Here is a 25,416-nt window from a genome sequence, read left to right as displayed (position 1 = left end):
TAAAGTTAGGGAGGAGAGCTTGCCTTGATTACTCATGAGCATTTACAAAAAGGTTCTGAGGTGTTTTTTTCATTGCTTGAAAATAAAATATTGCCACTGACTGATGCCCGAGTATATTCCTATATGGAGGAACCTGAAATAAGGGAAGTTGTAAAAGCTATGGCCCAAGGAGCCGGGTTAAGGATTTTAGACACCAGGGAGAACTTGCATATTGTAAGCCAAGCCCGTGACTCGATTTTTGCCACTTCATATACACATATGAAAAGCAAATACAAACTCGACAGAAAAAAATACTTCTATCTTGCCAATATAATTATTTGTATTTACCTTGCGGAAATAGATAAGGAAAATGATATACGGGTGAGGTGGGAAGAGGAAGGAGTGACTTATTATAAACTGGAGGAACAGGTGACAAAGGTGCTTGACTCCTGGAAAACCCGGTTGGATGAAGAAGATGGTTTTGCCGAGGAATGGGGAATCGCCGTTGAGGAGATTTACGATATTTGGAATAATGATTTTTCCATGTACAAGGAATCAAAAACCGGTGATGTGGATGTGCAGAGGAATAAAAACACTCGTCTTGGTTTCATATATGAAGCCATGCGTCCGTTAGCCGATCAGAAACTCATCATTAACAATGTCAATGAATTAAAGATAATACCTAAAATTGAGTTGTATGAGAGACTAAATTATTTATACCATCAACGGGATCGATATAAAGAGATAATGGACTTGATTCAAAGAACCGAGGAGGGAATTGCTGATGCCGAGAATAACCGGAATCAGGATAACGGGCTGTAAATATGATGGCTTTAGAAAATATCATGAGAATTCAGTATATGATTTAACAAGAGACGGTGAGCCGGATCACACTCTATTCACTCTAAAAAATCAGGGAGGAAAGGGCGTATTTATGCAACTTCTATCTCAAATCGTTTTGCCTGAGACTCGATGGGGCAAACAGGGAGGCAACAAGATTACCGGCATGTTTTACGATCAAAAAAACCGGTTCCGCCCCTACACCTTCCATGTAATGATAGAGTGGAAACTGGATACCATACCGGAAAAATGGCTGATTACCGGTATATGTGTCACTGCCGTAAGACAAAATTTGAACGATGATGATGAGACCGAAGAACGGGCAGGTCTCAACTATTTTTTATATACATACGAACATGATAAAAATGACATCTTTACCTTGGATAACATTCCCGCTTATGATTCAAGAACCGGTAAAGTTACTGAATATAATGAGTTTGAACAATTTATAAACAAGTATCAAAGATATTTTATAAAATACTCCAAAAGCTCCGTTAGGAGATTAGATTCGGATTACTATAATTATCTTAAAAGTCAAGGAATACATCGTTCCGAGTGGGAAGTATTAAAGCTAATCAATAGACAGGAAGGGGGCTCGGGGAATTATTTTTCTCGTGCCGCTGACAATAAAACGGTATTTGACAAATTTATAATCCCTGCCATAACTGAGAATATGAGAAATTTTTCCGAAGGGGACCAAGACAATTTAAAAGGAATATTCAAAAGCAATTTAAGTATCACTAAAAATTTGCCTGTACTTATAGAACGGGAGCAAGATTACAGAAAACTGTTAAACTATATAGAACCATTGATACAACTGACAGAAATAGGGTTGCGGCGACAAAGGATTTTAAACAATTCCATTCAAGAAGGAAATAACCTGTATGCCGGACTTAACAATCGACTGACTACTATTGAAAACGATATTTTAAAATGGAAAGATGAAAGGGATAAAACCCAGGCTCAGATAAGGGAGTTAGAATATGAAAAAGATAACCTGGAATATGCTCGAGAATACCGGAGAGTTGAACAATTAACCAGCCAGAAACTGGCACTGGATACCTCGATTAATGAGATAAAAGATAAAATTGAAGAACTCAAAATTGACATAAAGCGCTACGGAATCAGCGAGCTGCTGCTAAAAATGAGCAAATTGGAAGATGAAAAACAATCCCATATAAATAAAAGAGAGCAGCTCGTAAAAGATTTAAATCTCAAAGATACCGAAGAAAAGATACAAACCCTAGAAATTAATATCCGAAGTAAATGGGAAAATACCATAAACCGCTGGTCTAAAATAAGCAGGGATCATTTATCTTATGAGGCTTATTTGAACGGCAAAATAAATGAACTTGCAAGAGATAAAAAGAGAGAGGACACAGCGGCTAATGATGAAAAACTTAAAATAATTCAATTCCAAAACGACAGAAATGCTCTGGAAAATAAACGAGAGGAACTTTCTCGGATATTTGATCCAGTGAGAATGATTTTACCGGAGATGCTGATAGAGGAGCTAAAAGGGCAAGACAAGGCTGAAAAGACTGAAATAGAAAAATTAGAAAAAGACATGGATAATATTAACCAAAAGATATATGATTGTCGAATTCATCAAAACGGCAAAGAAAAAGACATGAAATATATGGAATCTGAAATTGACAAAATAGAGACGGAAATTACCAAGCTAAAAGGCCAAGAAGATTCCTTAAAACTTAGGATTGCAAATGAGCTGAATTTGGATGCACTTAATGAAACATACCGAGACAGTTGGTTAAAAGACAGGTTATATGATTTAGAAAAACTAATTCAGGAAAAAGAAATAAAGCTTGACCAACTTAAGCAGAGTCTATGGGAAAACAATATCGATAAAAGTTTAAACCAAGAAGATTATTGGGTGCCGAACAATGATATTCTCTCGATAAAAAATAGAATCAAAGGCTTGGGAATCAATGCCCAATTGGGTACGGAGTTTTTAAGCTCCCTTGGAGATGATGATAAACACCGCCTTATTGAGGACTTCCCCTCAATTATCCATGGGATTGTAATAGCAAATTTACAGGATTGGGAGCTTTTAAAGGAAAATCTCAAAGAAAATATATTTTTACGTTCATCTGTTCCAATATATATCCGTTCAGCAATGCAAGGCAAAGGTAAATACGCTTTTGAAATCATTGCCGGCGATGAATTGGAACTGGTTTTAAATCCATCAGCATATATTAAGTGGAAAAATAATATATTAGACCGAGACGGAAAATTAAAAGATGCATTACAGGTCGTAAGCCAAAATATCCATAAACTACAGGATTTGGCCAAAGATATAAAGTTTCAGCAAGACAAGGAAAGCTCAGAAGCACTATATATAAAGCTTAAGGAGAAGGAAGAAGAACTTGAAAAACTAAAATTTGATGATATCAAACTTAAAGAAACTATCAGCACACTGCAGGAAGACCTGAAAAAAATCGGCTGCAGATTAGATAACTGCAAGAAACAAAATCAAGATACCGCAAAAAAAATTGATATTCTCTCCGAATTCATAGAGCGCTTGCAGCAGATAAGGGTCAGGGAAAAGGAAATTATTGAAGTAGAAGAAAAACTAAAAGCCATAAATCTTCGATGTGAACGTTTAGAGGAACAGATTGACGAGTATCGAAGGCTGAAAGATAAAGATGTTCAAAATCATGTAACATGGAAAATACAAGTTGAAACTCAATTAAAAGAAATAAAAGCTATTATCAATGATGCAAAGTTTGTGGAATCCGGATTTAAAACTAAAATTGTGGAAAGTACTTCAGAACCTGTGTATTTACTAATTGACGAAGATTTTACATTGGATATTTCCAGGTGGGAGAGTCTTTCAAAAGACATGGAGATTCGAAATAATGATATTAGCTTAATTAACAAAGATATCGAACTTGTTCAACAAAAGCTGGCCGATGTAGAAAATGATCTGGAACAAATTGATAAAAACTGGCAGGAATATGAACCCATTGAGGGCACAGCGGACACTCTGTCTTTAAAGAGGGATTTTATAGAAGGTGAACTTGAGAAAGCCGGCGAAACACTTATTCGATTGTCGAAGATGCTTGTAAAGGTTGAAACCAAAATAGAAGAGGCTCAGAAACAATTAGCAAAAATTCAAAGACAAATAAAAGAGGAATATGACAAACCTACCCAAATATGGGCAGATGCCAATCTTGATGAAAAAGAATATCTTATAGACAAAGGCTTAAAAGATAATAAGAGCTTTCTCGCCGAGACCGAAGATATAATAGCTGCAAGAGAACAAGACAGAAATAATATTAAAGATGTTATTTCCGACATAAAGGTATATAGTGAGCTGGACTTTAAAAAAGGCAAAATTAGTGAAGAGTTAATGATAAAAATTCGCGAAAATTCCCGACAGGAATTGGACTTGTGGGAGGATAAATTCAAAAGATCAAAAGACCAGTTGCTGCAAAATCATCAGCAGGCAGGCCAAAACCTTCAAGAGTTTATAGATATAGTAAAGAAGGAGATAAAGGACGATCTACTTAAGAATTTAATACTCAGCAGCCTTCAAGATACACAAATTGAAATGTATGACAGCAACTTAGTTTCTTTTTACACCATGAAAGACCACTTTCAAAAGGAAATAAACAGCATATCTTCAGACAAATCTAAGGCTGAAGAAATTCGGAACACTTGGGCAGAACGGGCCTCAAGACATGCCTTGGCAATGGTGGAATCTTTAAAGGAAATGGTGGCAGGCATGAACTATGTCAATGAAAACGGCTATGTCTTTCCTTTGCTGAAACTTAAGGAAGAGGAAGAGCTCCCTAAAAATGAAGGAGATGTCTTTTACACCTTAAGAGATTATTTCGTTGAATCAATAGCCGAGGTTGTGAAAGAATATGAAGATACAGACGATATAGAAGATGAAATGATCGAAAAGATGATGGGTGATCAGGCTATATTTTCTCGCGCTGTTCGAGGCAGATACCCTACGCTTATGGTCTACAAAATGACTGAGAAAAATGAATTCCGATATGCCAAACCCCATGACTACTACTACACCACATGGGAAGCTATAAACAAGGGGGAAGGCGATCAACCCGAAGGCAGCGGAGGGCAAACCTTATCAATTAGCACATTTGTGATAATGATGCTGATGAATTACAAAAAACGCCATTTTGGGAATAACAATCCCTGGACAGTGCTCATACTGGACAATCCCTTTGGTAGTGCATCAGGGAATCATGTCTTAGATCCCATCTTTGAGATTGCCGACAAATTAAACTTCCAAATTATAGCCTTTGCTGCTCCAGAGATAATAAAAGCCGAAATAAGTGAGCGTTTTCCTGTATTTTGGGCATTGAACATAGGCGATGAAGATTCTGGAAAGTCAGGAACAGTCACCGGAAGGGTAGTTCACGGCGGACGGGTAAATAAGATATAATAAAAAAGGAATTACTGCTGTGACAAAACCAAGACAAGTGTCTGCTTGCATAATTTAAAAGCTTGGCCGGCCTAGTATAAATTAACCACCCCTTATCTAAATAATACTTATATTTCTATAAGATGAGGGGATGGTTAATTTACTGAAACCCGATAGCAGTGCGTATTGACAAATTTTTAACAATCAAATATAATATCCAACAAAGGTACAAGGCATGAGTGAATAATACTTTAAACTTTTATTTTTGCCCCTATTTGTGAAAATATTAACAAGCATACATGAATTTGACTTCAAAATGCCGTGACAAAGGAGGTCTTAAATTTGGTAAATGATATTTCATGCAGAAACTTTGAAAAGGTAAACAAGATTCTTGAGAAATATGATTATAAGCCGTCAAATCTCATAAGCATATTTCAGGAAGTGCAGGAGATTTATCGCTATTTACCGGAAGAAATTCTTGTTTACATTTCTACTGCTATGGGTATAGCGCCATCTAGAATATTTGGCGTTGCTACTTTTTATGAAAGCTTTTCACTGGAGCCAAAAGGAAAAAATCTGATAAAGGTTTGTGATGGAACGGCATGCCATGTACGAAATTCGGATAAAATCCTATCTACCACCAAAGAAATATTGAATTTAAAGGGTGATACAAAAACGACCGATGATATGCTCTTTACGCTTGATACTGTTTCGTGCTTGGGAGCATGTGGTCTAGCACCTGTGATTGTTATAAACGACAAGGTATATGGAAACATGACACCTGAGAAGGTAAGGCAGCTGATTAATGATATAAAGGAGGCAAGCTGCAATGATCAGGACAGTTAATGAGTTGCAAGAGAAATATGATGAGTTGAGCAAAATGGTGCAAGGCTACCACATGCGTATTCTTGTATGCGGAGGGACCGGATGTATTGCTAACGGTTCACTAGAGGTCTACGAGAAGTTCAAAGAAGTTTTACACAAAAAGGGGCTTTATACTGATCTAAAGCTAATTCAAGAAGGAAAAGAAGGAGTCGGCATATCTTCTAGCGGCTGCCATGGATTTTGTGAAATGGGCCCTCTCGTTAGAATTGAACCTAAAGGCTATTTATATGTAAAGGTAAAGGCCGAGGATGTTGAGGAGATTGTTGAAAGCACAGTCTTGAGAAAGCAGCCTGTTAAGCGGCTTTTGTTTAAAGACTCTGCCGAGAAAAAAGAGTTTCTAAAAGAAAATGAAATTCCTTTTTATCGCCGCCAAACGCGGCTTGTGCTGAAAAACTGCGGCAAAATTGATGCCGAAGACATAAGAGATTATATTGTATGTGGCGGTTATAAAGCACTGGCAAAGGTGTTAACGGAAATGACACCTGAAGAGGTCTGCGATGAGATTTTAAAATCCGGACTTAGAGGGCGCGGTGGAGCAGGGTTTCCGACAGGGAAAAAGTGGAAACAGGTTCTTATGCAGGATGCGGATATAAAGTATGTGGTGTGCAATGGAGATGAGGGAGATCCAGGAGCCTTTATGGATCGCAGCGTAATGGAAGGTGATCCTCATCGGATGCTGGAAGGCATGATAATAGCAGGATATGCATCTGGAGCCAGGGAAGGCTACATATATGTAAGAGGTGAATATCCTCTGGCGGTTAAAAGACTGCAGGTGGCCATACAGCAAGCACATGAATGGGGATTTCTCGGGGAAAACATATTAGGCAGCAATTTTGATTTTGATATTCATATCAACAAGGGAGCAGGCGCGTTTGTATGTGGTGAGGGTTCGGCACTTACTCAGTCTATTGAAGGCTTTAGGGGAATGCCTCGCCCCAGACCGCCTCGCACTGTTGAAAAGGGCCTTTTTGGGAAACCTACGGTTTTAAACAATGTAGAAACCTTTGCAAATGTACCTCTTATAATATCTAACGGAGCTGATTGGTATCTGACTATAGGTACTCCCGGAAGCCCCGGAACGAAAATATTTGCATTGACAGGCAATATAAACAACACGGGCTTAATTGAAGTGCCTATGGGTATTACACTTCGCCAAATAATATTTGATATAGGTGCAGGCATAAGGAACGGCAAGAAGTTTAAGGCGGTTCAGATTGGAGGGCCATCAGGCGGATGTTTGACCGAAGAGCACCTTGATATTTCTATGGACTTTGATTCTCTGGAAGCTGCCGGTGCTATGGTGGGTTCAGGCGGTTTGGTAGTTTTAGATGAGGATAGCTGTATGGTAGAAGTGGCCCGGTTTTTTATGGATTTTACCCAAAGAGAATCCTGCGGCAAATGTGTGCCATGCCGAGAAGGAACAAAAAGAATGCTGGAGATTTTAGAAAAGATAGTGTCAGGTAATGCGAATATAAAAGACTTACAACTTTTAGAGGAGCTTGCCGAAGTAGTAAAAATCGGTTCCTTGTGTGGCCTTGGGAAGACTGCGCCTAACCCGGTATTGACAACGATGAAATATTTTAAAGATGAATATATGGCACATGTAGTTGAAAAAAGATGCCCCTCAAAGGTATGTAAAGGCCTTGGCCAACTTGCTATTGACCCGGATAAATGTCGCGGCTGCGGAAAATGCAGGAAAATATGTCCTGCATCAGCTATTGAAGGCAAAACGAGGGAACCTCATAAAATTGACATTACACGATGCTTGCGGTGTCTTGCATGTGTAGATGCATGCCCCTTTGATGCCATAAGGGAGGAATAAGCCATGGAAAAGACTATGAAAATAAACGGAAAACAAGTGTCGTTTACTGATGAAGCCAATCTCTTGGAAGTAATACGAAAAGCCGGTATTGAGCTTCCAACTTTCTGCTATCATTCAGAGCTTTCGGTATATGGTGCATGCAGGATGTGTCTGGTAGAAGACGATAACGGCAGAATAATGGCAGCATGCTCAACCCCGCCTCGCCCCGGAATGTCTATCAGGACTCATACAGAAAGGCTAATACGTCAGAGAAGGGTTACTTTAGAACTTTTGCTGGCAAACCACGATAGAGAGTGCACAACCTGTGTAAAGAGCGGCAACTGCCGCCTGCAGGAATTGGCAAACATCTTAGGAATTGGGGAAATACGATTTGGACAGAAAAACGGTAGGCTGCCTATAGACGATTCAAGCCCTGCTATAGTAAGAGATCCAAACAAGTGCATCTTATGCGGAGATTGTGTTAGAATGTGCGAAGAAGTACAGGGCGTAGGTGTGCTGGGTTTTGCATATAGAGGCAGCAATGCCAAGGTTGTGCCGCCTTTTAACAAGAATATTTCCGAAGTCAATTGCGTGGATTGCGGCCAATGTGCGGCAGTTTGTCCGACAGGAGCGCTGACAATAGCATCACATATGGAAAAGGTGTGGTCTGCTCTTCACGACCCACAAAAAACAGTAGTAGCTCAGATTGCTCCGGCTGTAAGAGTTTCCCTTGGAGAAGAATTCGGCTTAAAACCTGGTACCCCTGCAACCGGCAAAGTTGTAGGTGCTTTGAAAAAAATAGGATTTGATAAGGTTTTTGATACTTGTTTTGCAGCAGATGTTACTGCAATAGAAGAATCCTGTGAATTCTTAGAAAGGATTTCTAAAAACCAACGTTTGCCTCAATTTACATCATGCTGTCCTGCGTGGGTAAAATATGTGGAGCTGCACTATCCGCAGTATAAGGACAACATTTCTACCTGCAGATCTCCTCAACAAATGTTTGGCTCACTAATGAAGGGCATTTATGCCAAAGCCATAGGCACAGACTCTGAAAATATATTCGTAGTTTCTATAATGCCATGCACGGCGAAAAAGTCTGAAGCTAAACGGGAAGAATTTTTCAAGAATGGCGTTCCAGATGTTGATGCAGTGCTTACCACACAGGAGCTTGCAAGAATAATAAGGGAAGCCGGAGTAGTCTTCGATGAGGTGGAAGAGATGCCATTTGATATGCCTCTTGGCTTTGCTACGGGAGGCGGAATTATCTTTGGCGGCAGCAAAGGTGTGGCAACTGCCGTAATGAGGGTAATCGGAAAAGAACCTGATTTTAAAACAGATAAGGATAACCCAAACATAAAAACAGCTGAAATAGATTATAATGCAAGAAAAATTAAAGTTGCAACAGTTTCGGGATTAGGTAATGCAAAAAAACTTCTTGAAGACTTAAGAGCCGGGAATAAATATTATGACTTGATAGAAGTAATGGCATGTTCTGGCGGATGTATAGGAGGCGGCGGTCAACCTCAGCCGAACAGCAATGATATAAGAAAAAGCCGAAAACAAGGTCTCTTTGGACATGAAAAACTTATGCAGCTTAAATCTCCCCTGGAAAACCCGGTAATAAAAGACCTATATAAAGACAATCTCGGTGAGCCGGGAAGTGCTAAAGCTCATGCAATGCTCCACACGACATATACAAATCGAAAGAGAATCAATGAAAGTATATGCTTTTTTGAAGAACAATTAAATACTGCTAAAAAAAGAGTTGTAAAAGTGTGTGTGGGCACATGCTGCTATCTGTCAGGTGCCTATGACCTGTTTTCGACCTTAAAGGATAAGTTGAGCCAAGAGGATTTTAAGGATAAAGTAGAACTTGCTGCAACATTCTGTTTCGAAAATTGCACACAAAGCCCATGCGTTATGGTCGATGATGTGCTGATTGGAGAAGCCACAGTTGAAAAAGTAATTAATGAAATTTTAAAACAAACTGCAGTGCAGTAATTAAAAACTCGATTTTAAGAGTAGTAACATAAGAAAAAATTAAAAACAGAATAAAATCAAAGAGCACAGAGAAGAACACAGTAGTAGCAAAAATCTTTAGCTACATCGGCGCCAACCACAGAACACAGAGGGACGGTTCTTTTGTGTTGTCTGACAACACAAAAGAACCGTCCCTCTGTGTTCTGTTGCCTCTCTCCTCTCTGTGCTCTGCATGCAACAGATGAACAGATGTACTTGGTCAAGTCATACTTGGTCAAGTCATAAACCACGGTATAGTCTCCAGGAACCATGCCACTAGTCCGGCGAGAATCGGAAGAATAAAACTGCTTATTACCTGAATCATAGTAAACTTTGCGCCCATGACAGCGGCTTCTAAAGGAATACGGCCAATGGACCACAGACCCCATGCACATACCATGGCCACAGTAGCAGGCACACTTGCTCCCATACGCATGATGCCGGCAAAAAACGGCAGTGCGGCATATGGAGAGCCGGGAGTCAGACCGCCTATAAGGCTTCCTAAAAATATACCTTTAAAACCGGAAGCGCCGCCAAGATATGAAGTTATCAGGTCTTTAGGAATTAGCGCCTGAATATAGGCGGCAATGAGCATAGAGGAAATTATAAGCACTGCATATCTTACAAAAAGGGTTAAACCGTCTTTTGAAGCAGATACGGCCAATGATGCATCTTTAATCAGTACAATAATAAATAATGTGATTGCAGCCGCCATAAAACCCAAAGTGGTAGAATCAAATATCTTACTTAACAATTCTCCTTTCCCTCCCTTGCTTTTTAACGACAAATTGTAAAACAACTTTTAGTTGTGATACATAATCTTCAAATGCAGCATAAGCAATTGACTCAAATTTTGTCATAACTAACAGGTGTATAGTAAGTAATATATATTAGTTACTATAATACTAGCACGAATTATCAAAAAAATCTATCATCAATTATATAGTAGGGGCGCTCATCGACTGACCGCTCACATCTCGCCTTTTATGATATAATAAAGGTATCAGGGCAAACTAAGATTTGCAAGGAGCATATCATATGCGAAGAGAACATATAAAATATATGGAAAACATACCCATCAACATTGAGCTTTTAGATATCAGAGAATATCCCATACATTGGCATGAAGCTATAGAAATTCTGATGATATTAAAGGGCTCCATAGAGGCTACGGTGGAATCCGACACTTACAGACTTATTGAAAATGAAGTGGAAATAATAAACTTAGATGAGGCTCACAGTTTATCTTCAAATGAGCCAAATCTTGTGCTTATGCTGCATATAGATCCTAATTTCTTTCAAAAGTATTATGAAGATATCAGAAATATATACTTTTATACAGACTGTGCTTTTGAAGGAGAGCCTCAGGTAGGGGATAATTATGAGATTTTTAAGAAGTATCTTTCAACAATACTTTGTGAAGCGGTGCAAAAGGGCGAGGATTACGATGTTTACATTCGGGAAACTCTTGTTGAGCTTTTGTATCTTTTGATAAATGAATTTCATTATTTAATATATGAAAATAGAGATTTAAAAGACAACGCCGAACAGCTTCAGCGCTACCACAGGATAGCAAAATATATATTCAACAACTATAACAATAAAATTTCATTGCAAGATATAGCAAAAAAGGAGTTTTTAAGCGCTCAGTATCTTTCCAACGAAATTAAATATGCACTGGGAATAAGCTTTCAGGATTTTGTAAACCTGACAAGGGCTGAAGAATCTGTAAAGTTGCTGCTTGATACAGATATGAGTATCTCTGAAATATCTGAAGAAGTAGGTTTTTCCCATACCAGGTATTATAACAAACACTTTAAGCGCCATTACAAAATGACCCCTCTTCAATACCGCAAAAAATACAAAATGGATGAAGAAAAATTTAATAAGGCAAAGCAAATAACTTCCTACGATCTTGGCGAAGCCTTAAAGTATATTTCATCTTACCTGGAAAATTATGAAAGGTACAATTATGAAGAAAAAATTTCAAAAATTAATGTAGATGTTTACAAAAACGAGGGAGAATTTTTCCATACTTACAAAGATGCAATAATTCTTCCTAAAGCCTCTGCTATCCTAGAAAAAGAAATTCAAGAATTTCTCATTACAATCCAAAAAGAAATCGATTTTGACTACGGAATTTTAAGAGATTTGTTCTCAAGAGAGATTGGGATATATCCTGAAGGAAATATAAACTTTAGATACGCAAAAAAAATTATAGACTTGATTCTTTCTGTTAATTTACGTCCGGATATTATTTTTGGTTTCAAAGAATTTACACCGGCCCGTTATAAAGAAATTATTACAAATTTTTTAAATTATTTTCAAGAAGAATATGGGACCTACGAACTTAGCAAATGGAGATATAGTATTGAAAAGGATGCTCCAGAGGATTTCAAAAAGATATTTTATGGCATCTTAAGTGACGAATGGGGCTTTACCGCAAAGGAAGAAGATATAAAAGACCGTGATATAAATTCAGTCTATGATATGGCATCTATGGTACCACTTGTTATAGATAAAGCGGTAAATGGCGACGACCCCTATGTATTAAAGGCAATAGACGATATCGCAAGGGAAGAAAATCCGGAAAATGCCGTATTTTTTGGCGATAAGGGGCTTTTAAACTGGGAAGGCATTAAAAAGCCCGCATATCACGCCTTTTACTTTTTAAGTAAGTTAGGAGATACGGTAATAGAAAAGGGAGAAGGATATATTGTCACATCTAAAGGGGAAGATTTCCAATTGCTTTTATATACTACAGGAAAAGAGAACACTGAAAGGAACCTATCACTAAACATAGTAAACTTATGGCGCGATTACCGGGTAGTAATGTACGAAGCAAGTGAAAATACAAACAGCGCCTACAATCTCTGGAAGGCTCTGGGAGAGCCACTGTATCTTACTGATAATGAAGTTGAACTCCTGAAACTTGCGTCAATTCCTAAGATAACAACAGATTTTAGGAAAAAGAAGCCTGTCCAGCACTTTAAATTAAAAATCCGCGGCTGTGGAGCGATTCTCCTGATGTTTTACGCAACTTGATTATTAAAACACCTTACACAAAGGTGTTTTTTCTTTTTCCCGAAAAAAGCGTTTTTTGCAAACACCTTAAAAGAGTACCTCAAATCATGCTGAAGAAGTGAATGAAAACTGCATACCTGATAATATACAATAGGTACTGTAATAAATGTGTTATATAAAAGACGAATTTAGGAGCGTGTTAGTATGGGATAAACACTAAAGCTTTTGCTGAAGGTAAAGTAGAAAAGGTATTGCTTCGATTTGCTCTGCCGGCGATAATCTCCTTGCTTGTCTCTGAGCTTTATGGTATGGTGGACACATTTTATGTCGGCAGATATGTAGGCCCGAATGCTATTGGAGCATTAACCGTGGCTTTTCCTATTCAAAGGCTTTTATCGGCTACAGGGCTTTTAATAGCTGTAGGCGCATGCACGAAAGTTGCGAAATATTTTGGAGAAAAGGATTACGAAAATCTTAAAATTACAATTACAACTGCTATAGTGCTTACTACAATTGTAATGACCGTGATGCCGCTTTCTATATATTTCTTTTTGGACAAGATTTTAATAAAAATTGGAGCAAGCAACGTTACTTTGCCTATGGCAAAAACTTATGCCGCAGTGGTGCTGGCCGGCGGGATTTTTCAAGGATTGACCTTTGTTACTTGTTATATCATAAATTCCCTGGGAAATCCGAAAGTTACATTATATGCTACATCGCTGGGCACAGTGGCAAACATAATAATTGATGCAATCTTTGTTATCGGCTGCAACATGGGCGTAAAAGGTGCGGCAATAGCAACGGTAATATCTCAAATTGCATCGTGCAGTTTTGCGCTTTACAATTTCTACAAAGTTTCAAAATCTATTAACCTAATGGACAGTTTTAAATTTGATATAGAAATACTAAAATCTATAATAGCAATAGGTTTTACAACATTTGTCATAGAGATATCAGATGCTGTCGTAGCAGTTATACTTAATAATGTGCTTTTTGCCCACGGCGGTGATAGGGCAATAATTATATCAGGCACGATTATGAAGGTATCCATGTTTATGTATATAAACATTATTGGGATAACCTCGGCCATGCAGCCTATAGTAGCTTTTAACTATGGTGCCGGAGATTTTGACCGCTTAAGGGAAACTATAAAGAAAACTATTAAGGTAGTTGCCCTTTCATCTATATTCCTGTGGGGGATAATGATGCTGTATGCAGAACCCATGATAGCAAGTTTTGTAAAGGATGAAGCATTGGTAAAAGAATGTGCCCGGGCATATAGAATTATGATAAGTATTTTCCCAACTGTGGGCCTGTATTATGTAGCAATTTACGCGTATCAGGCCATGGGGGATGCAGGCACAAGTTTTCTCCTTTCGATATATAGACAGCTCGTTATTTTTATACCGGTTATGCTCATATTTGTAAGACACTGGGGCGTGACTGGTGCCTGGTTTGCATATCCTGCATCGGATTTTATTGCTGCGATTACGGGAATTATATACATTCAGCGAGTCAAAGAGGACATAAATGAATATGCAGACGATATGGAAGCTGAAATGATAGTATAGAATAAGCTAAATACTCTAATCCAAAATAAACTGAAGTAACTAATGCAAAAAGAGGGGCGTCTTTACCCCCTCTTTTTTTTACATTGTTCTTTGCCTAAACACAGATCTTTCGCTGACATTTAGGAAATAGAAATGTTAGCGAATATTCAGGATGGCATATATGCAGCGGATACTTAGGATGATAGATGCACCAACGGATGCCGCGAAAGACAGATTTTATTGTTCAATACACCAATTTTATGTTTATTTTACTAGAATTTGAATACAATTCCTATTATAGCCGCTCCTACTAAAAAGTATATGGGATGTTTCTTGTATTTATTCATTAAAAACACAATGATTGCAAAAAGTGCGATGGATTTTAAGTTAAAAAGCGCAAAAAGATTATGCGTCTTTAAGTAAGCTTCAATATTAAACAGCGCAATTTTTGCAACCTCAAACCCTGCCGCTGCTATAAGACCTGTTACAGCAGGTCTTACTCCGTAAAAGCCTGCCTTCACCAACGGTTGTTCACTAAACCGCATGTAATAATATGCGATTAAAACTATTATAATAATTGAAGGAGTCACTTCTCCAACTACAGCAATTATTGCTCCTGCGAATTTAGCAGTTTTATAACCTGCATATGTAGCCATATTAATGCCGATAGGGCCGGGAGTAGATTCTGAAATTGCTATCATATCCACTAATTCTCGCAGACTAAACCATCCCGTTTTTTCTGATATATCCTGGAGAAAGGGGATAGTCGCAAGACCGCCGCCTATTGCAAATAAACCTGCCTTAAAAAATTCCACGAATAATCTTATATATATCATTTTACATCAGTCCTCACACGCATCCCGGATATTCCCAGAAGCGCAGAAATCACAACTACAGGAATAGGAGAAATATTAAAAAAAGCCACTGCTAAAAAAGATCCGGAAAATATAATAATTCCCAGCCAATCCTTTACAGATGTTCTCCACATTTTGATTATTGTGTTTAAGATAAGAGCTGCCACAGCGACTCTTATTCCTCCGAAGGCATGCTGAACCACTGCATAATCCTCAAAATTAGTGAGATAGGCTGCAATAACGCTAATTACTACAACGGAAGGAAAAACAACGCCGCATGTAGCAACTATTGCACCTATTATTCCCCTCTGCTTAAAACCTATAAAAGTTGCAGTGTTTACTGCAATTATCCCCGGTGTGCACTGGCCAATGGCATAATAATCTATAACTTCTTCATCTGTTGCCCAGTGATTCTTTTCCACAACCTCTTTTTGGATAAGGGGAAGCATCGCATAGCCACCGCCAAATGTAAATGCTCCAATTCGGCAAAAAACGATAAAAAGTTTCCAAAGCTCTTCCATCCTGCACCACCCCTTTGCTAGTCTACTAAAAAGTTTAACACTTATATCATGGAAAAGCAAAAATATTAGAAGGCGAGGACGGCCCCCCATTCCTTTTGCAAAAGTTTTCTTCGATAAGTTAGAATTTATGTAATTCTATGGTATAATAAGGAAAAATGGATAAGAATTAGCAAGCGTTAAGCGTATGGGATGGAGGAAGTGCCGGCATGAATATTAAACAGCAAAAAAATAAAATCGCAATTTTTTTGTTAGCTTTGATTATAATTTCTTCTCAAGCTTTTTTTAATGCAAATAGCGTGTATGGTGAAACTTACATAAATACTCTTTCTGATGATGGTCCGCAAAATGGCTCCCCGGAAGAGATAATTGAAAATACTTACCCTTTAAACAATCAAACACAGGTTGAGGTTAAGCCAACTATAAAGATAACTTTTAAATACCCCATAGAAATACTAGACAAATCAAAAATTATACTTAAAACCGGTGATGATTCCTATCCCGTAGATGAAGAGGAGATATATCTTTCGGAAGACGAAAAAACTTTGTGCTTTGATGTGGGAAGAATCGGGAAACCTCCATTAATGAGAAACACCCTTTATCGTTTTGCGGTTTTAGAAGGTGCTGTAAAACTTAAAGACTATGAGATTACAAACCGGGATATAATTGTAAATTTTATTACAAGAAGCGCAGGCCAAAGTCCTAAAATTCTCGGCTATTCTTCAGATGTATCAGGCAGTGATGATATCACTTCAATATCAGGAACGGGCCTTTCTGCCGACGGTTCGGTATATATTCGTTTTGACAGAAATATTAAATGGGCGAAAAACACCGATAAAGAGCGACTTTTAGAAAATACTAAACTCTACCGCATACCCAAACCCCTAGAAACCGATTATGACGATTCCGGTAATTTGTATGACAAAGTATTTGAATTTAATCCTGAAATCACGGAATCCCAACTGAAAAGTGAAGAATACCAGCAAGAGACAGCAGTTAAAGATATTGAGATAGTAAATGGAAATACTGTAAAAGTAACACCTGCTCTGCCGTATCTAAATCTTACTCAATATCACCTCATTATTAAAAAAGAATTTATAGAAGATATGAACGGTTATGCCCTAGAAAATGATGTGGATTTTTATTTTTGGACGATACCAAAAACAGAAAAGACTCCTTTAAGCTGGTACGGTATTCAAGACATGGTACCTGATACCATTAAAGATGACCCTTTAACAGGAGGAAAGGTGTGCACCGTAAACGGCACCTGGGCTTATGGTCCGGAAAACCCTTTTGTTTTTTATATTGAGGGCCGTGTGCTGCCCCGCGCCGGTGAAATATCTTTTCTTAAAAGGATTACACTTGTAGAAGGATACGCACCGGAAACTGCAGTAAAGATTTCTAAAGTTCGCTTCGAATATTATAATGAGGGCGACAAGCAAAAGACAAAATTGGTTATTTATCCGGAAAATAGCCTAGATTGGGGCAAATATTACATACTTAGTATATCAAAGGATGTATTACAAGACCGAAGCGGCACATTTTTACCTCGCTTTGATATGAAATTTACAGTAGGTGGAAAACGAAACGGGGATATTGGGATTTACAAAACGGAACCTGACACCTTCCGGCTTTCAGATATTTATAAAGGAACAGCATCTTTTATTATCAAGGGATATAACTTTAATGAAGATATAGAGTATATAAAACTTAAAATGATAAGCGGCAAAAATGCCGGAATGATTTCCGAGACAATAGATAAAAAATATATAGAATTTAGCAGCATCACCGAATTAAATGTAAAAGTAGAAGATCCAAATGTAATCGATAGTATTTATAAGGGCGGCAGTGGCGAGTATTCGATCGAGATATTTTTTAATGACGGACGCTCAGTGTCGAATCCTAATACGACAGTAAAAGTCTTGTCTGCCGGAAAACCTCAAGTAATTGCAACAGAACCGGCAGGCGGCACATGGTCAAATGAAAAGATGTTAAATCCCAAAACTATCGACGGCACAACCCGCTACTTTTTGAAAATAACCTTTGAAGATGAAAATGACAGGCTGCAATTTGATAAAGAGAAAGGCCTTAGCCTGCTTCAAACGTCTACGGTATTTTCCGAAGGGCAAAATGAAGTATCCATGATAGATCAAGAATTTCTCAATTATATACAAAATCTGGAGGATATTGCTAAGCGAGATGCCTACATCGCAAATTATATTTTTATAAAAGACAGGACAGCCAATAGGGCTTACTTATTTGTGCCTGTAAAGCCGCTGATGTCTCAGACGGTTTATTCAGTTATGATAAATGAAGGAATAGTCTATTTTGCCGGAGCAGAGGAAGATACTGAGCGAAACGAGAAAGTTAGCTGGACGTTTACCACGATGGCAACCCCTGTAATTACCTTAAATAAAACCGGAAGTGTTGTGGAAAATTATGATGAAGATGTGCCTATAATTCTTTATGGAGATTTTCTCTATGAAGGTAGCGTAAAAGTCTATTTTAACAACATTCCCTCAAGAAGGGTTAAAATATCTACCGACGATGATGGCAAAACCATTCTAAAAGTATACCTGCCTGCAGGCAGCGACCGCCTAGATCCGGGCATTTACTCCATTTTAGTACAAAATGATAAAGATCATAAAACCGAGGTATTTGGTGCGCTAAGTGTGGTAAAAGAAGGAGACTATGTCCCTAATGAAGATTATAAAATAATAGATGATACAAAGTTTGGCAAAGCAATGGGAGACCTTTTGCGCAGTGAAGATACCTTGGTTCTAAATAGAAATTATACCGACAGGCGCCTTGTGGAAATTGATTTAGATGATATTATGGGGGCTGATAGTCTTATTAGAAAAATATGTTTTGACGGCAGAAGAAATGACAGGATATCCACCTTGAAGACTTTTTCAAAATGGGCGGACATAATCTTTTATAATGTAGGAATTGATGATTATTCAAGGGATAAGAAGGCGTGTGCCGTCCTTGGCCGAACAGATCCTTTAGCTGCAAGAAATTTAAAGCAAAAACTTGCAGGCCAAAAAATAAAATCAGAATTTATTCAAGTATCATGTGAAAATCTCGATTTTACCAGATTTAAAGTTGTAATTCCGTTTAAAGAAAGTGATGGGGAAAACCTTAAAGTGATAAGATATGATCCGGCTATGCTGGAGTTTTTTGAAGAAGATTTTTCAATAGACATCTTCAGCAAAACAGTAACTGTTGAGGAAACAGACCCGGGTATATTCGTAGTAGTGGAGGATTAGGAGGGAGAAGATGATAAAGAAAGGTAGAGCAGCAATTTCGGCGCTTCTTGCGATTTTAATACTATTTTCTATGGTTGTGCCGCATAACGCAGAATTGGCATATGGATATGATAAAGATACCTATGCAGTAAGTGAAATAGTTATAGGGAAAGAGCACGACAGCAACAGACTTACCACAGGGATGTCTTTATCAATCAAAGGAAGTGAGCTGGAAGGAGCTCCTGTTTTTATAGAATATGGCTCTAAATTTGAACAGCTTAAAGGCCCTAAGATTAATACATATGGGTTACTTTATTTCGAATTTACAAAACCTGAGGACTGGGAAAAGCTAAAGAATATTAAATCTATAGTAGTGGGAAATGCCTCAATTCCCATTGGCGACAAAGGCGCTATGCCTACTATTACTGATGTCACTCCAAAAGTAAATAAAGATATGGGAACATTGTATATAAAAGGAACAAATTTTGATTTAATCACAGATACCGCCGAAATAACAGTTAAGTATGGAACAGGCGTTCTTTTTAATACCATTCCTAATGATTGCTTTAAAACAAATCCTGCGCAGATAAATGAATTTCAAGAAGGAGAATTAGGCCTTCAAGACATAGAGATTACCAGGAAATTCGATACTGATCCTATAAAATTTAATGATTTGAATTCTGGAAAAAAAGTCAAAATTACCATAAACCACACATATAACGGCCAATTTCGTCTGGTGGAGGATTTGAATATATCTACTGACATTGAAATGTTTCCTAACAGAGGCGCAAAAGGCGGAAAAGTATATTTTAAAGCAAGTCAGCTGCGCCAATATGATGTATATTTCTTGAAAGCTACAGACGGCACAGATCCTTATACAACCGCAAACAAGGGGAAAAACCCCAGCCCCCTCCAGCAAACCGATGACGGCAAATATGTATTTACCGTTGAAGTGCCTGATATTACGCCGGGAGAGTATTGGGTGGTCCTTACAAACCAGGTTCCCGATTATAAAGATCCAATGCAGGCAGTCTCCGGAGAGTATATATATCAAAAGGAAAAATTTACCGTAATCCAAGGATCTAAAAGTGCAAAAATCGATATTATACAGCCCAACAAAGGACCTGATACCGGCTCTACAGCTACCATTACCGGAAGATACCTGGGAAGCCTTAATATAGATGATTTACAAATTGATGAAAACTGCCTTCCGAACATAGACATTTTATCAGATGGCGTTATGAAATTAACATATAAAAGCAGTGATAATGCAGCTGTCGGAACTTATCGAAACTTACCTGTAACAACAGTTGAAAAAACAATAAAAGTGATAATAGGTCCTCAAGCAGATGTCATTAAAGAAGGCTCCACTTTTTCTCCAGATATAGACAAGCTTGCGGTAAAGATAAATGCTGATACCAATGAGAGCAATCCAGTAAAAGATGTAGTAGTGGAAACCACTACGAGAATTGTCATAGGCAGTAATGAAAAGGAATACCTTTTTACTGAAAGAGCAGAGCTTCCAAAAGGCTATACTTTTATACCCAGCAGGATAAAGCCTGAAGCAAACAGCATAGTGCCCGGCGAAATTCACGTAACAAAGAAAAACGATGGCACATATGTAATTCCTCAAGATTTGATGATAGGTATATATGGCAAGAATTTTGCAATCTACAAATATACAGTAGATGGTGCCATAAAAGCTGTATACCCAATTATAAGCTTTGGGGATGTAAAAATTAATAAAAACGAAAATAGCAATATTCAGCTTTATGTAATGGACGATGCCGGAAATATAATGGATGGTTCAACAGGCCAGGAAGCAGGCACCAGGATTCTTTTGACAATACCGAAAGACACCAAAATTCCTGAAGAATATGTAAACACAAATGTTCCTGTAGTAGTTACAAATCCGGTTAGAAATTCCGATGTTCCCGGTCTTTCTTCAGAAAGTTCGCTAATGGTGAAGTTTATATTGTCAAAGGATGACAAAACTCCTGTTATTGAAAGCGTAGTTCCTGATGTAGTAACCGTAAGCGGCGGCGAAACAGTAACTATAAAGGGAAGTAATTTCCTACAAGATGTTAAGGTTTTTATTGATGGAAAGGAAGTTTCGAGTATAAGACGAGAAGGAGACGGCAAAACCATAACATTTAAAGCACCGCCGGGCAGAGAAGGCACTACACAGCTTCAGGTTATAAACCCCGGCGGCGGCATTGCGGTAAAAGAGTTTAATTATGTCAAAACATATACAGACCCGAAGATTACTGATTTTGCTCCTAAGGTAGGCAACACAGGCACGTTGGTCTTAGTTACCGGAGATAATTTTCTTGCGCCTGATCCCACATCTACCGGTACAACCACTTCTGAAATATATAAATTGATAGGCACAAGGATACTTCTTCAAAATCAAGATATAAATGAATACAATACTGATCCGGAAACTAAGCGCATCACACTGCAATATTATGCATCACCGGAAAACGATGAAATTTTAAGCATCGGTGAAACAGTTGATGGCAGAAAGTATTTGAAAATTGCTGATTACTGGCACAGTATAGTTTTCAAAGATTCCCAAGACAAGTTTTACACACTAAAGCAGGATTTTCAAGGAAACGCCATACTTTCCGACGGAGTTAAAAATACATACACAATAGGTATAAAGTATGATGATACTTCTAATGACTATGCACTTATGGCCTCTAAAGAAGGAGGCAGCGATTATAAAATTGAAATTGATACAGTAAATGAAATTATCAACGGCAAAGATGTAAAAGTCACTACACTTTTAATAAAAGAAAACCCGAGCATCAAACTCTATATGCAGACTTTATATAAAGTCGATGACAGCGGTGTTATAGTTGGCAATAACGTAAAAGTAATTGACAAGAATAAAATTATATTTAAAGTGCCGAAACTTTCCGCAGGTGACGGTTATTATGACCTAACAGTACTAAATCCGGATACCAAAAGAGATAGCCGAACAGGCACCCAAGGTTTTTATTACTATACTCAGCCCCAATCAAGACCTAAAATCGTTAAAATTGTCCCTGACAAAGGTTCGACTGACGGAGGATATACTGTAGATATTATAGGTGAAGACTTTAAAGATGACGGCACATATAAGTCTAAGGTTTTTATAAACGGTGTAGAAGTTAAAAAAGAAGATACAATTGTAAGTGTTGATGGAAAAACCATAACAGTAAAAGTGCCTCCCTTCAGCGGCGATTTATCAAAGGAAAAAGGGACGGATCGCATAACAGTTCCCGTAGTAGTGTTAAATCCTGACGGTGCAAGCGCTGGCAAGGAAGATGGCTTTACATACATGGTACCCACCAGTTATCCTCGCATAACTCGGGTAGTGCCGTCTCAAGGCAGTGCTGCCGGCAAGCAAATTGTCGAAATAACAGGCAGCGATTTTAGATATTTTGAACCTTACAACGATGATAACAGAAATCAAATCAAAGATGAAAATGAGATATATCAAGATTTAAACGGCAACGGTATATGGGATGATTTCAGACCTTCCGCGGTAAAGGAAAGACTTGGCAATTCTTTTGACGAAAACAAGGACATTATTCAAAACCTGAAAGACTATTATGGAGAAAATTTTGACAAAATAGTGTTGTCGGTTTTGCCGAAAATATATTTTGGAAATCAGACAGCCGAAATAGTAGAATTTGCTGACGGATATTTAAAAGTTAAGACTCCGGCAGCATCTGCCGGCACAGTAGATGTTTATATAGTAAACAATGATTCCGGAATATCAAACAAAGTAAAATATACCTATACATCCACGAAGCCTGTCATAACTCGGATAGTACCCTCTGAAGGTAAAAAACAGGGCGGCGACCGGGTGGAGGTTTTCGGCTCCGGCTTTGCGCAAAGCGATATGAGGATAGTTGATGCAGATGGAGCAGTAAATTTAAAGCAGATGGCAGCAATTCGATTTGGGAATATCACCAATCGCAATATTCCAAGAGAAGAAGAAAATTCAGGCAGGATAGACAATCAGCGGACCACTGTAAACCTTGCAGGAGGTCTTAGGGTAGAATATGCCAATGGCAAAATATACCTTACGCTTTCAGAAGGCGGCCGTGAGTTTGTAACATTAAATCCCATACCCTTTGACGGAAATGCCATGTTTGTTTCAACACGACTATTAAAAGCAGAAGGAACAAACCCTTATCCTTACAGTGAGCTTATTCGCCTTGAAATTTCCGACAGGAGATTGTTTGTGGAGCGGGGATATGCACCAGAAGTAGAATTCTTAAATAGTGGCCAGCTTGTTGTAACGACGCCTGCATATTATACTATCGGGCAGGTAGAGGTTACCTTGATAAATCCTGATGGTGGAACTGCTCAGAGCACTTTTATGTATAAATATCCTGCCAGCAGTCCGTATATTGTAAATCTAACTAAAGAAGGAAAATCTCCCGAAGATGCGAATATAAACGGCAGAGATATAAAAGTCTTATATTTAACATATAAGGGAGGAAATACGGTAAGCGTTATCGGCGGCGACTTTAGAGAAAACGCCAAGATTCAAATCTCTGACGTGGCAACGATAGAGCCAAAAGATATAACTTACACCCTTCCTACAAAACTTACATTTACAATGCCTCAAGTTCCGGAAAGCGCTGTAGGCAAGCTCCACAGATTAGTTGTTATTAACGAAGATGGCGGGCAGGCGGCATCAGACAAAGTAAGCCCAAAACCCATTTATATTATGTTTGTTAAAGGAGAAACTTCTCCTGCAATAACCAAAATAACGCCAGATAAAGGGCCTTCCTCAGGTGGCACTAGTGTAAAAATTGAAGGCAAAGACTTTCGCGAAGGTTTAAAAGTTTATTTTGGAGAAACTCCGGTTCCGGAGGATAATATACAGGTTATCGACTATAAAACCATACTGGCAGTGACTCCACCCCATGCTTCAGGCACCGTGGATGTAAAAGTAGAAAATCCGGATGGCGAACTTTCAGCTCCATCAGGAAAGTTTACATATCTTAGCACTCCCAAAATATCTGCAGTGGTCGATCCTACAGATCCTTCCGAAACCACTAAGATTACACGAATTTCGATAAACGGTGGCCAAAGGATAAAGATAAAGGGCACGGGCTTTATGACGGGAGCACGAGTAATATTTGCGCCAAGCCTTAAAAAAATTGATAGCGAAAGCGACGCATCAGGCACCATAGTCTATGTAGATGGTATACCCTATCTATTGGAAAACGGCATTGATGGCACTGGTGTAAATGTCATAGATTCTCAAACAATAACTGTCATAACCGCACCGGCAAAACTTGACAGTAAAGGTGTCTTAGTAATAAATCCGGACGGCGGCGCCACTGACATTTACGAGCAGCTTACTTATGGACTGCCGGAACTTAGCGCTCCTATGAATGTAACAGCAGAACTTGTATATGACCGCTATATTAAAATAAGTTGGTCAGCAGTAGAAAGCGCCAAAGGCTACGAAATTTATGCTGTAGTCGATGACAATAATATAGACTTTGTTGGAAATACTGAACTTACCAGCTTCGTTTATAGCGATTTAGAGCCTTATACCATGTATAAATTTGTAGTAAAAGCCCTGGGTGATTTCGGATCTTCGCCTCCCTCCGCCGAAAGCAACACCGTAAGAACAGGCGGCAGGGTAGGGCCTTCAGATGAAGATGGAGGCCTTGTGGAAGAAACTACCACAGAAAAAATCGGCAATACTGTGCGCATAGTTATAGGAACCAAAGATTATAGAAAAGACATTACCGTAAATCTTGTGGACAGCAATTTCCTAGGCGCAAATACTGTGACGATTACGATGCCTGTAGAGATAATATCAAAATCCAACTCCGGTGATATAACTATTCTGGGGAAAGATTTTACATTAAAATTCAATCCTAAAGCCTTCTATACATCTAAAGTTCGGCAGTATGAAGACAAAGACAATACGGGAGTAAGATTTGAAATAACTTATGGCACAGAAAGCACAGGATTTGGAAATCGCACCCTTCTTTCCGGCCAATTGTTAATGAAAGCAGGGCTTTATGTAGGAAGCGACACATTTGATTTAGATTATTTAAACGACTCAATGCAATTTGGCGTTGATTTTGACAGGGCTAAAGCTAATCTAAGAAAAATAACTAACATTGCCTTGTACCGCTACGATGATGCTAAAGGAGATTGGACGAGCATTTATGAAAGATACAGCGGTCCCGATGTGTCGGTTAAGACAACAATTAACCGGCTGGGCAAATACGCAGTTTTTGGAACAAGGGGGTAATGGC

12 protein-coding genes are annotated in these 25,416 nt (G+C 38.4%); 9 read left to right on the top strand and 3 right to left on the bottom strand.

The window, feature by feature from the left end; all coding sequences use genetic code 11:
- Window positions 1-24: 24 nt before the first annotated feature.
- The 5 genes from TSYNT_RS08880 (at window position 25) to TSYNT_RS08860 (ending at window position 9,920) form a co-directional block, all read left to right on the top strand.
- Window positions 25-801: a DUF6063 family protein gene (locus tag TSYNT_RS08880; protein WP_059033205.1), complete on the top strand. Its 777-nt coding sequence runs from the start codon at window positions 25-27 to the stop codon at window positions 799-801.
- A complete protein-coding gene (locus TSYNT_RS08875) occupies window positions 764-5,251 on the top strand; it encodes a coiled-coil domain-containing protein (RefSeq protein ID WP_059033203.1) in 4,488 nt (1,495 codons plus the stop codon). The genes TSYNT_RS08880 and TSYNT_RS08875 overlap by 38 nt, the downstream gene beginning before the upstream one ends.
- Before the next feature lie 321 nt (window positions 5,252-5,572).
- Window positions 5,573-6,076, top strand: a complete 504-nt coding sequence (locus TSYNT_RS08870) for an NADH-quinone oxidoreductase subunit NuoE family protein (protein WP_059033202.1) — start codon at window positions 5,573-5,575, stop codon at window positions 6,074-6,076.
- Window positions 6,060-7,937, top strand: a complete 1,878-nt coding sequence (locus TSYNT_RS08865) for an NADH-quinone oxidoreductase subunit NuoF (RefSeq protein WP_059033200.1) — start codon at window positions 6,060-6,062, stop codon at window positions 7,935-7,937. Before TSYNT_RS08870 ends, TSYNT_RS08865 begins: the two co-directional genes overlap by 17 nt.
- Before the next feature lie 3 nt (window positions 7,938-7,940).
- Window positions 7,941-9,920, top strand: a complete 1,980-nt coding sequence (locus tag TSYNT_RS08860; protein WP_059033198.1) for a [FeFe] hydrogenase, group A — start codon at window positions 7,941-7,943, stop codon at window positions 9,918-9,920.
- A gap of 253 nt (window positions 9,921-10,173) precedes the next feature.
- Here TSYNT_RS08860 and TSYNT_RS08855 read toward each other — a convergent pair whose 3' ends face one another.
- On the bottom strand, window positions 10,174-10,692 hold the full coding sequence (locus TSYNT_RS08855) for a permease (RefSeq protein ID WP_059033196.1): 519 nt from the start codon (window positions 10,690-10,692) through the stop codon (window positions 10,174-10,176).
- Between the two features lie 284 nt (window positions 10,693-10,976).
- Here TSYNT_RS08855 and TSYNT_RS08850 point away from each other — a divergent pair, with 284 nt between their 5' ends.
- A complete protein-coding gene (locus TSYNT_RS08850) occupies window positions 10,977-12,983 on the top strand; it encodes a helix-turn-helix domain-containing protein (RefSeq protein ID WP_059033195.1) in 2,007 nt (668 codons plus the stop codon).
- Window positions 12,984-13,213: 230 nt separating this feature from the next.
- Window positions 13,214-14,533, top strand: coding sequence for an MATE family efflux transporter (locus TSYNT_RS08845; RefSeq protein WP_238142685.1), 1,320 nt, complete (start codon window positions 13,214-13,216; stop codon window positions 14,531-14,533).
- 251 nt (window positions 14,534-14,784) lie between these two features.
- Here the strand turns inward: TSYNT_RS08845 and TSYNT_RS08840 are convergent, their stop codons facing one another.
- Window positions 14,785-15,348, bottom strand: a complete 564-nt coding sequence (locus TSYNT_RS08840) for a chromate transporter (protein WP_059033191.1) — start codon at window positions 15,346-15,348, stop codon at window positions 14,785-14,787.
- Window positions 15,345-15,887, bottom strand: coding sequence for a chromate transporter (locus TSYNT_RS08835; protein ID WP_059033189.1), 543 nt, complete (start codon window positions 15,885-15,887; stop codon window positions 15,345-15,347). The genes TSYNT_RS08840 and TSYNT_RS08835 overlap by 4 nt, the downstream gene beginning before the upstream one ends.
- 206 nt (window positions 15,888-16,093) lie before the next feature.
- Here TSYNT_RS08835 and TSYNT_RS08830 point away from each other — a divergent pair, with 206 nt between their 5' ends.
- Complete coding sequence (locus TSYNT_RS08830) at window positions 16,094-19,153, top strand: hypothetical protein (RefSeq protein ID WP_238142684.1); 3,060 nt, start codon at window positions 16,094-16,096, stop codon at window positions 19,151-19,153.
- Between the two features lie 10 nt (window positions 19,154-19,163).
- Window positions 19,164-25,412: an IPT/TIG domain-containing protein gene (locus tag TSYNT_RS08825; protein WP_114272613.1), complete on the top strand. Its 6,249-nt coding sequence runs from the start codon at window positions 19,164-19,166 to the stop codon at window positions 25,410-25,412.
- Window positions 25,413-25,416 lie beyond the last annotated feature (4 nt).

Source organism: Tepidanaerobacter syntrophicus (genome assembly GCF_001485475.2).
In the GTDB taxonomy this organism is placed as follows: domain Bacteria; phylum Bacillota; class Thermosediminibacteria; order Thermosediminibacterales; family Tepidanaerobacteraceae; genus Tepidanaerobacter; species Tepidanaerobacter syntrophicus.
The sequence above is the reverse complement of the archived record's forward strand: the minus strand, read 5'-3'. Positions and strand labels throughout refer to the sequence as shown.

What these genes read in the sequence shown, in the direction of transcription:
- TSYNT_RS08835 (WP_059033189.1), bottom strand. Translation starts at nt 15,887, where the DNA reads ATGGAAGAGCTTTGGAAACTTTTTATCGTTTTTTGCCGAATTGGAGCA.
- TSYNT_RS08865 (WP_059033200.1), top strand. Translation starts at nt 6,060, where the DNA reads ATGATCAGGACAGTTAATGAGTTGCAAGAGAAATATGATGAGTTGAGC.
- TSYNT_RS08875 (WP_059033203.1), top strand. Translation starts at nt 764, where the DNA reads ATGCCGAGAATAACCGGAATCAGGATAACGGGCTGTAAATATGATGGC.
- TSYNT_RS08850 (WP_059033195.1), top strand. Translation starts at nt 10,977, where the DNA reads ATGCGAAGAGAACATATAAAATATATGGAAAACATACCCATCAACATT.
- TSYNT_RS08825 (WP_114272613.1), top strand. Translation starts at nt 19,164, where the DNA reads ATGATAAAGAAAGGTAGAGCAGCAATTTCGGCGCTTCTTGCGATTTTA.
- TSYNT_RS08860 (WP_059033198.1), top strand. Translation starts at nt 7,941, where the DNA reads ATGGAAAAGACTATGAAAATAAACGGAAAACAAGTGTCGTTTACTGAT.
- TSYNT_RS08840 (WP_059033191.1), bottom strand. Translation starts at nt 15,348, where the DNA reads ATGATATATATAAGATTATTCGTGGAATTTTTTAAGGCAGGTTTATTT.
- TSYNT_RS08830 (WP_238142684.1), top strand. Translation starts at nt 16,094, where the DNA reads ATGAATATTAAACAGCAAAAAAATAAAATCGCAATTTTTTTGTTAGCT.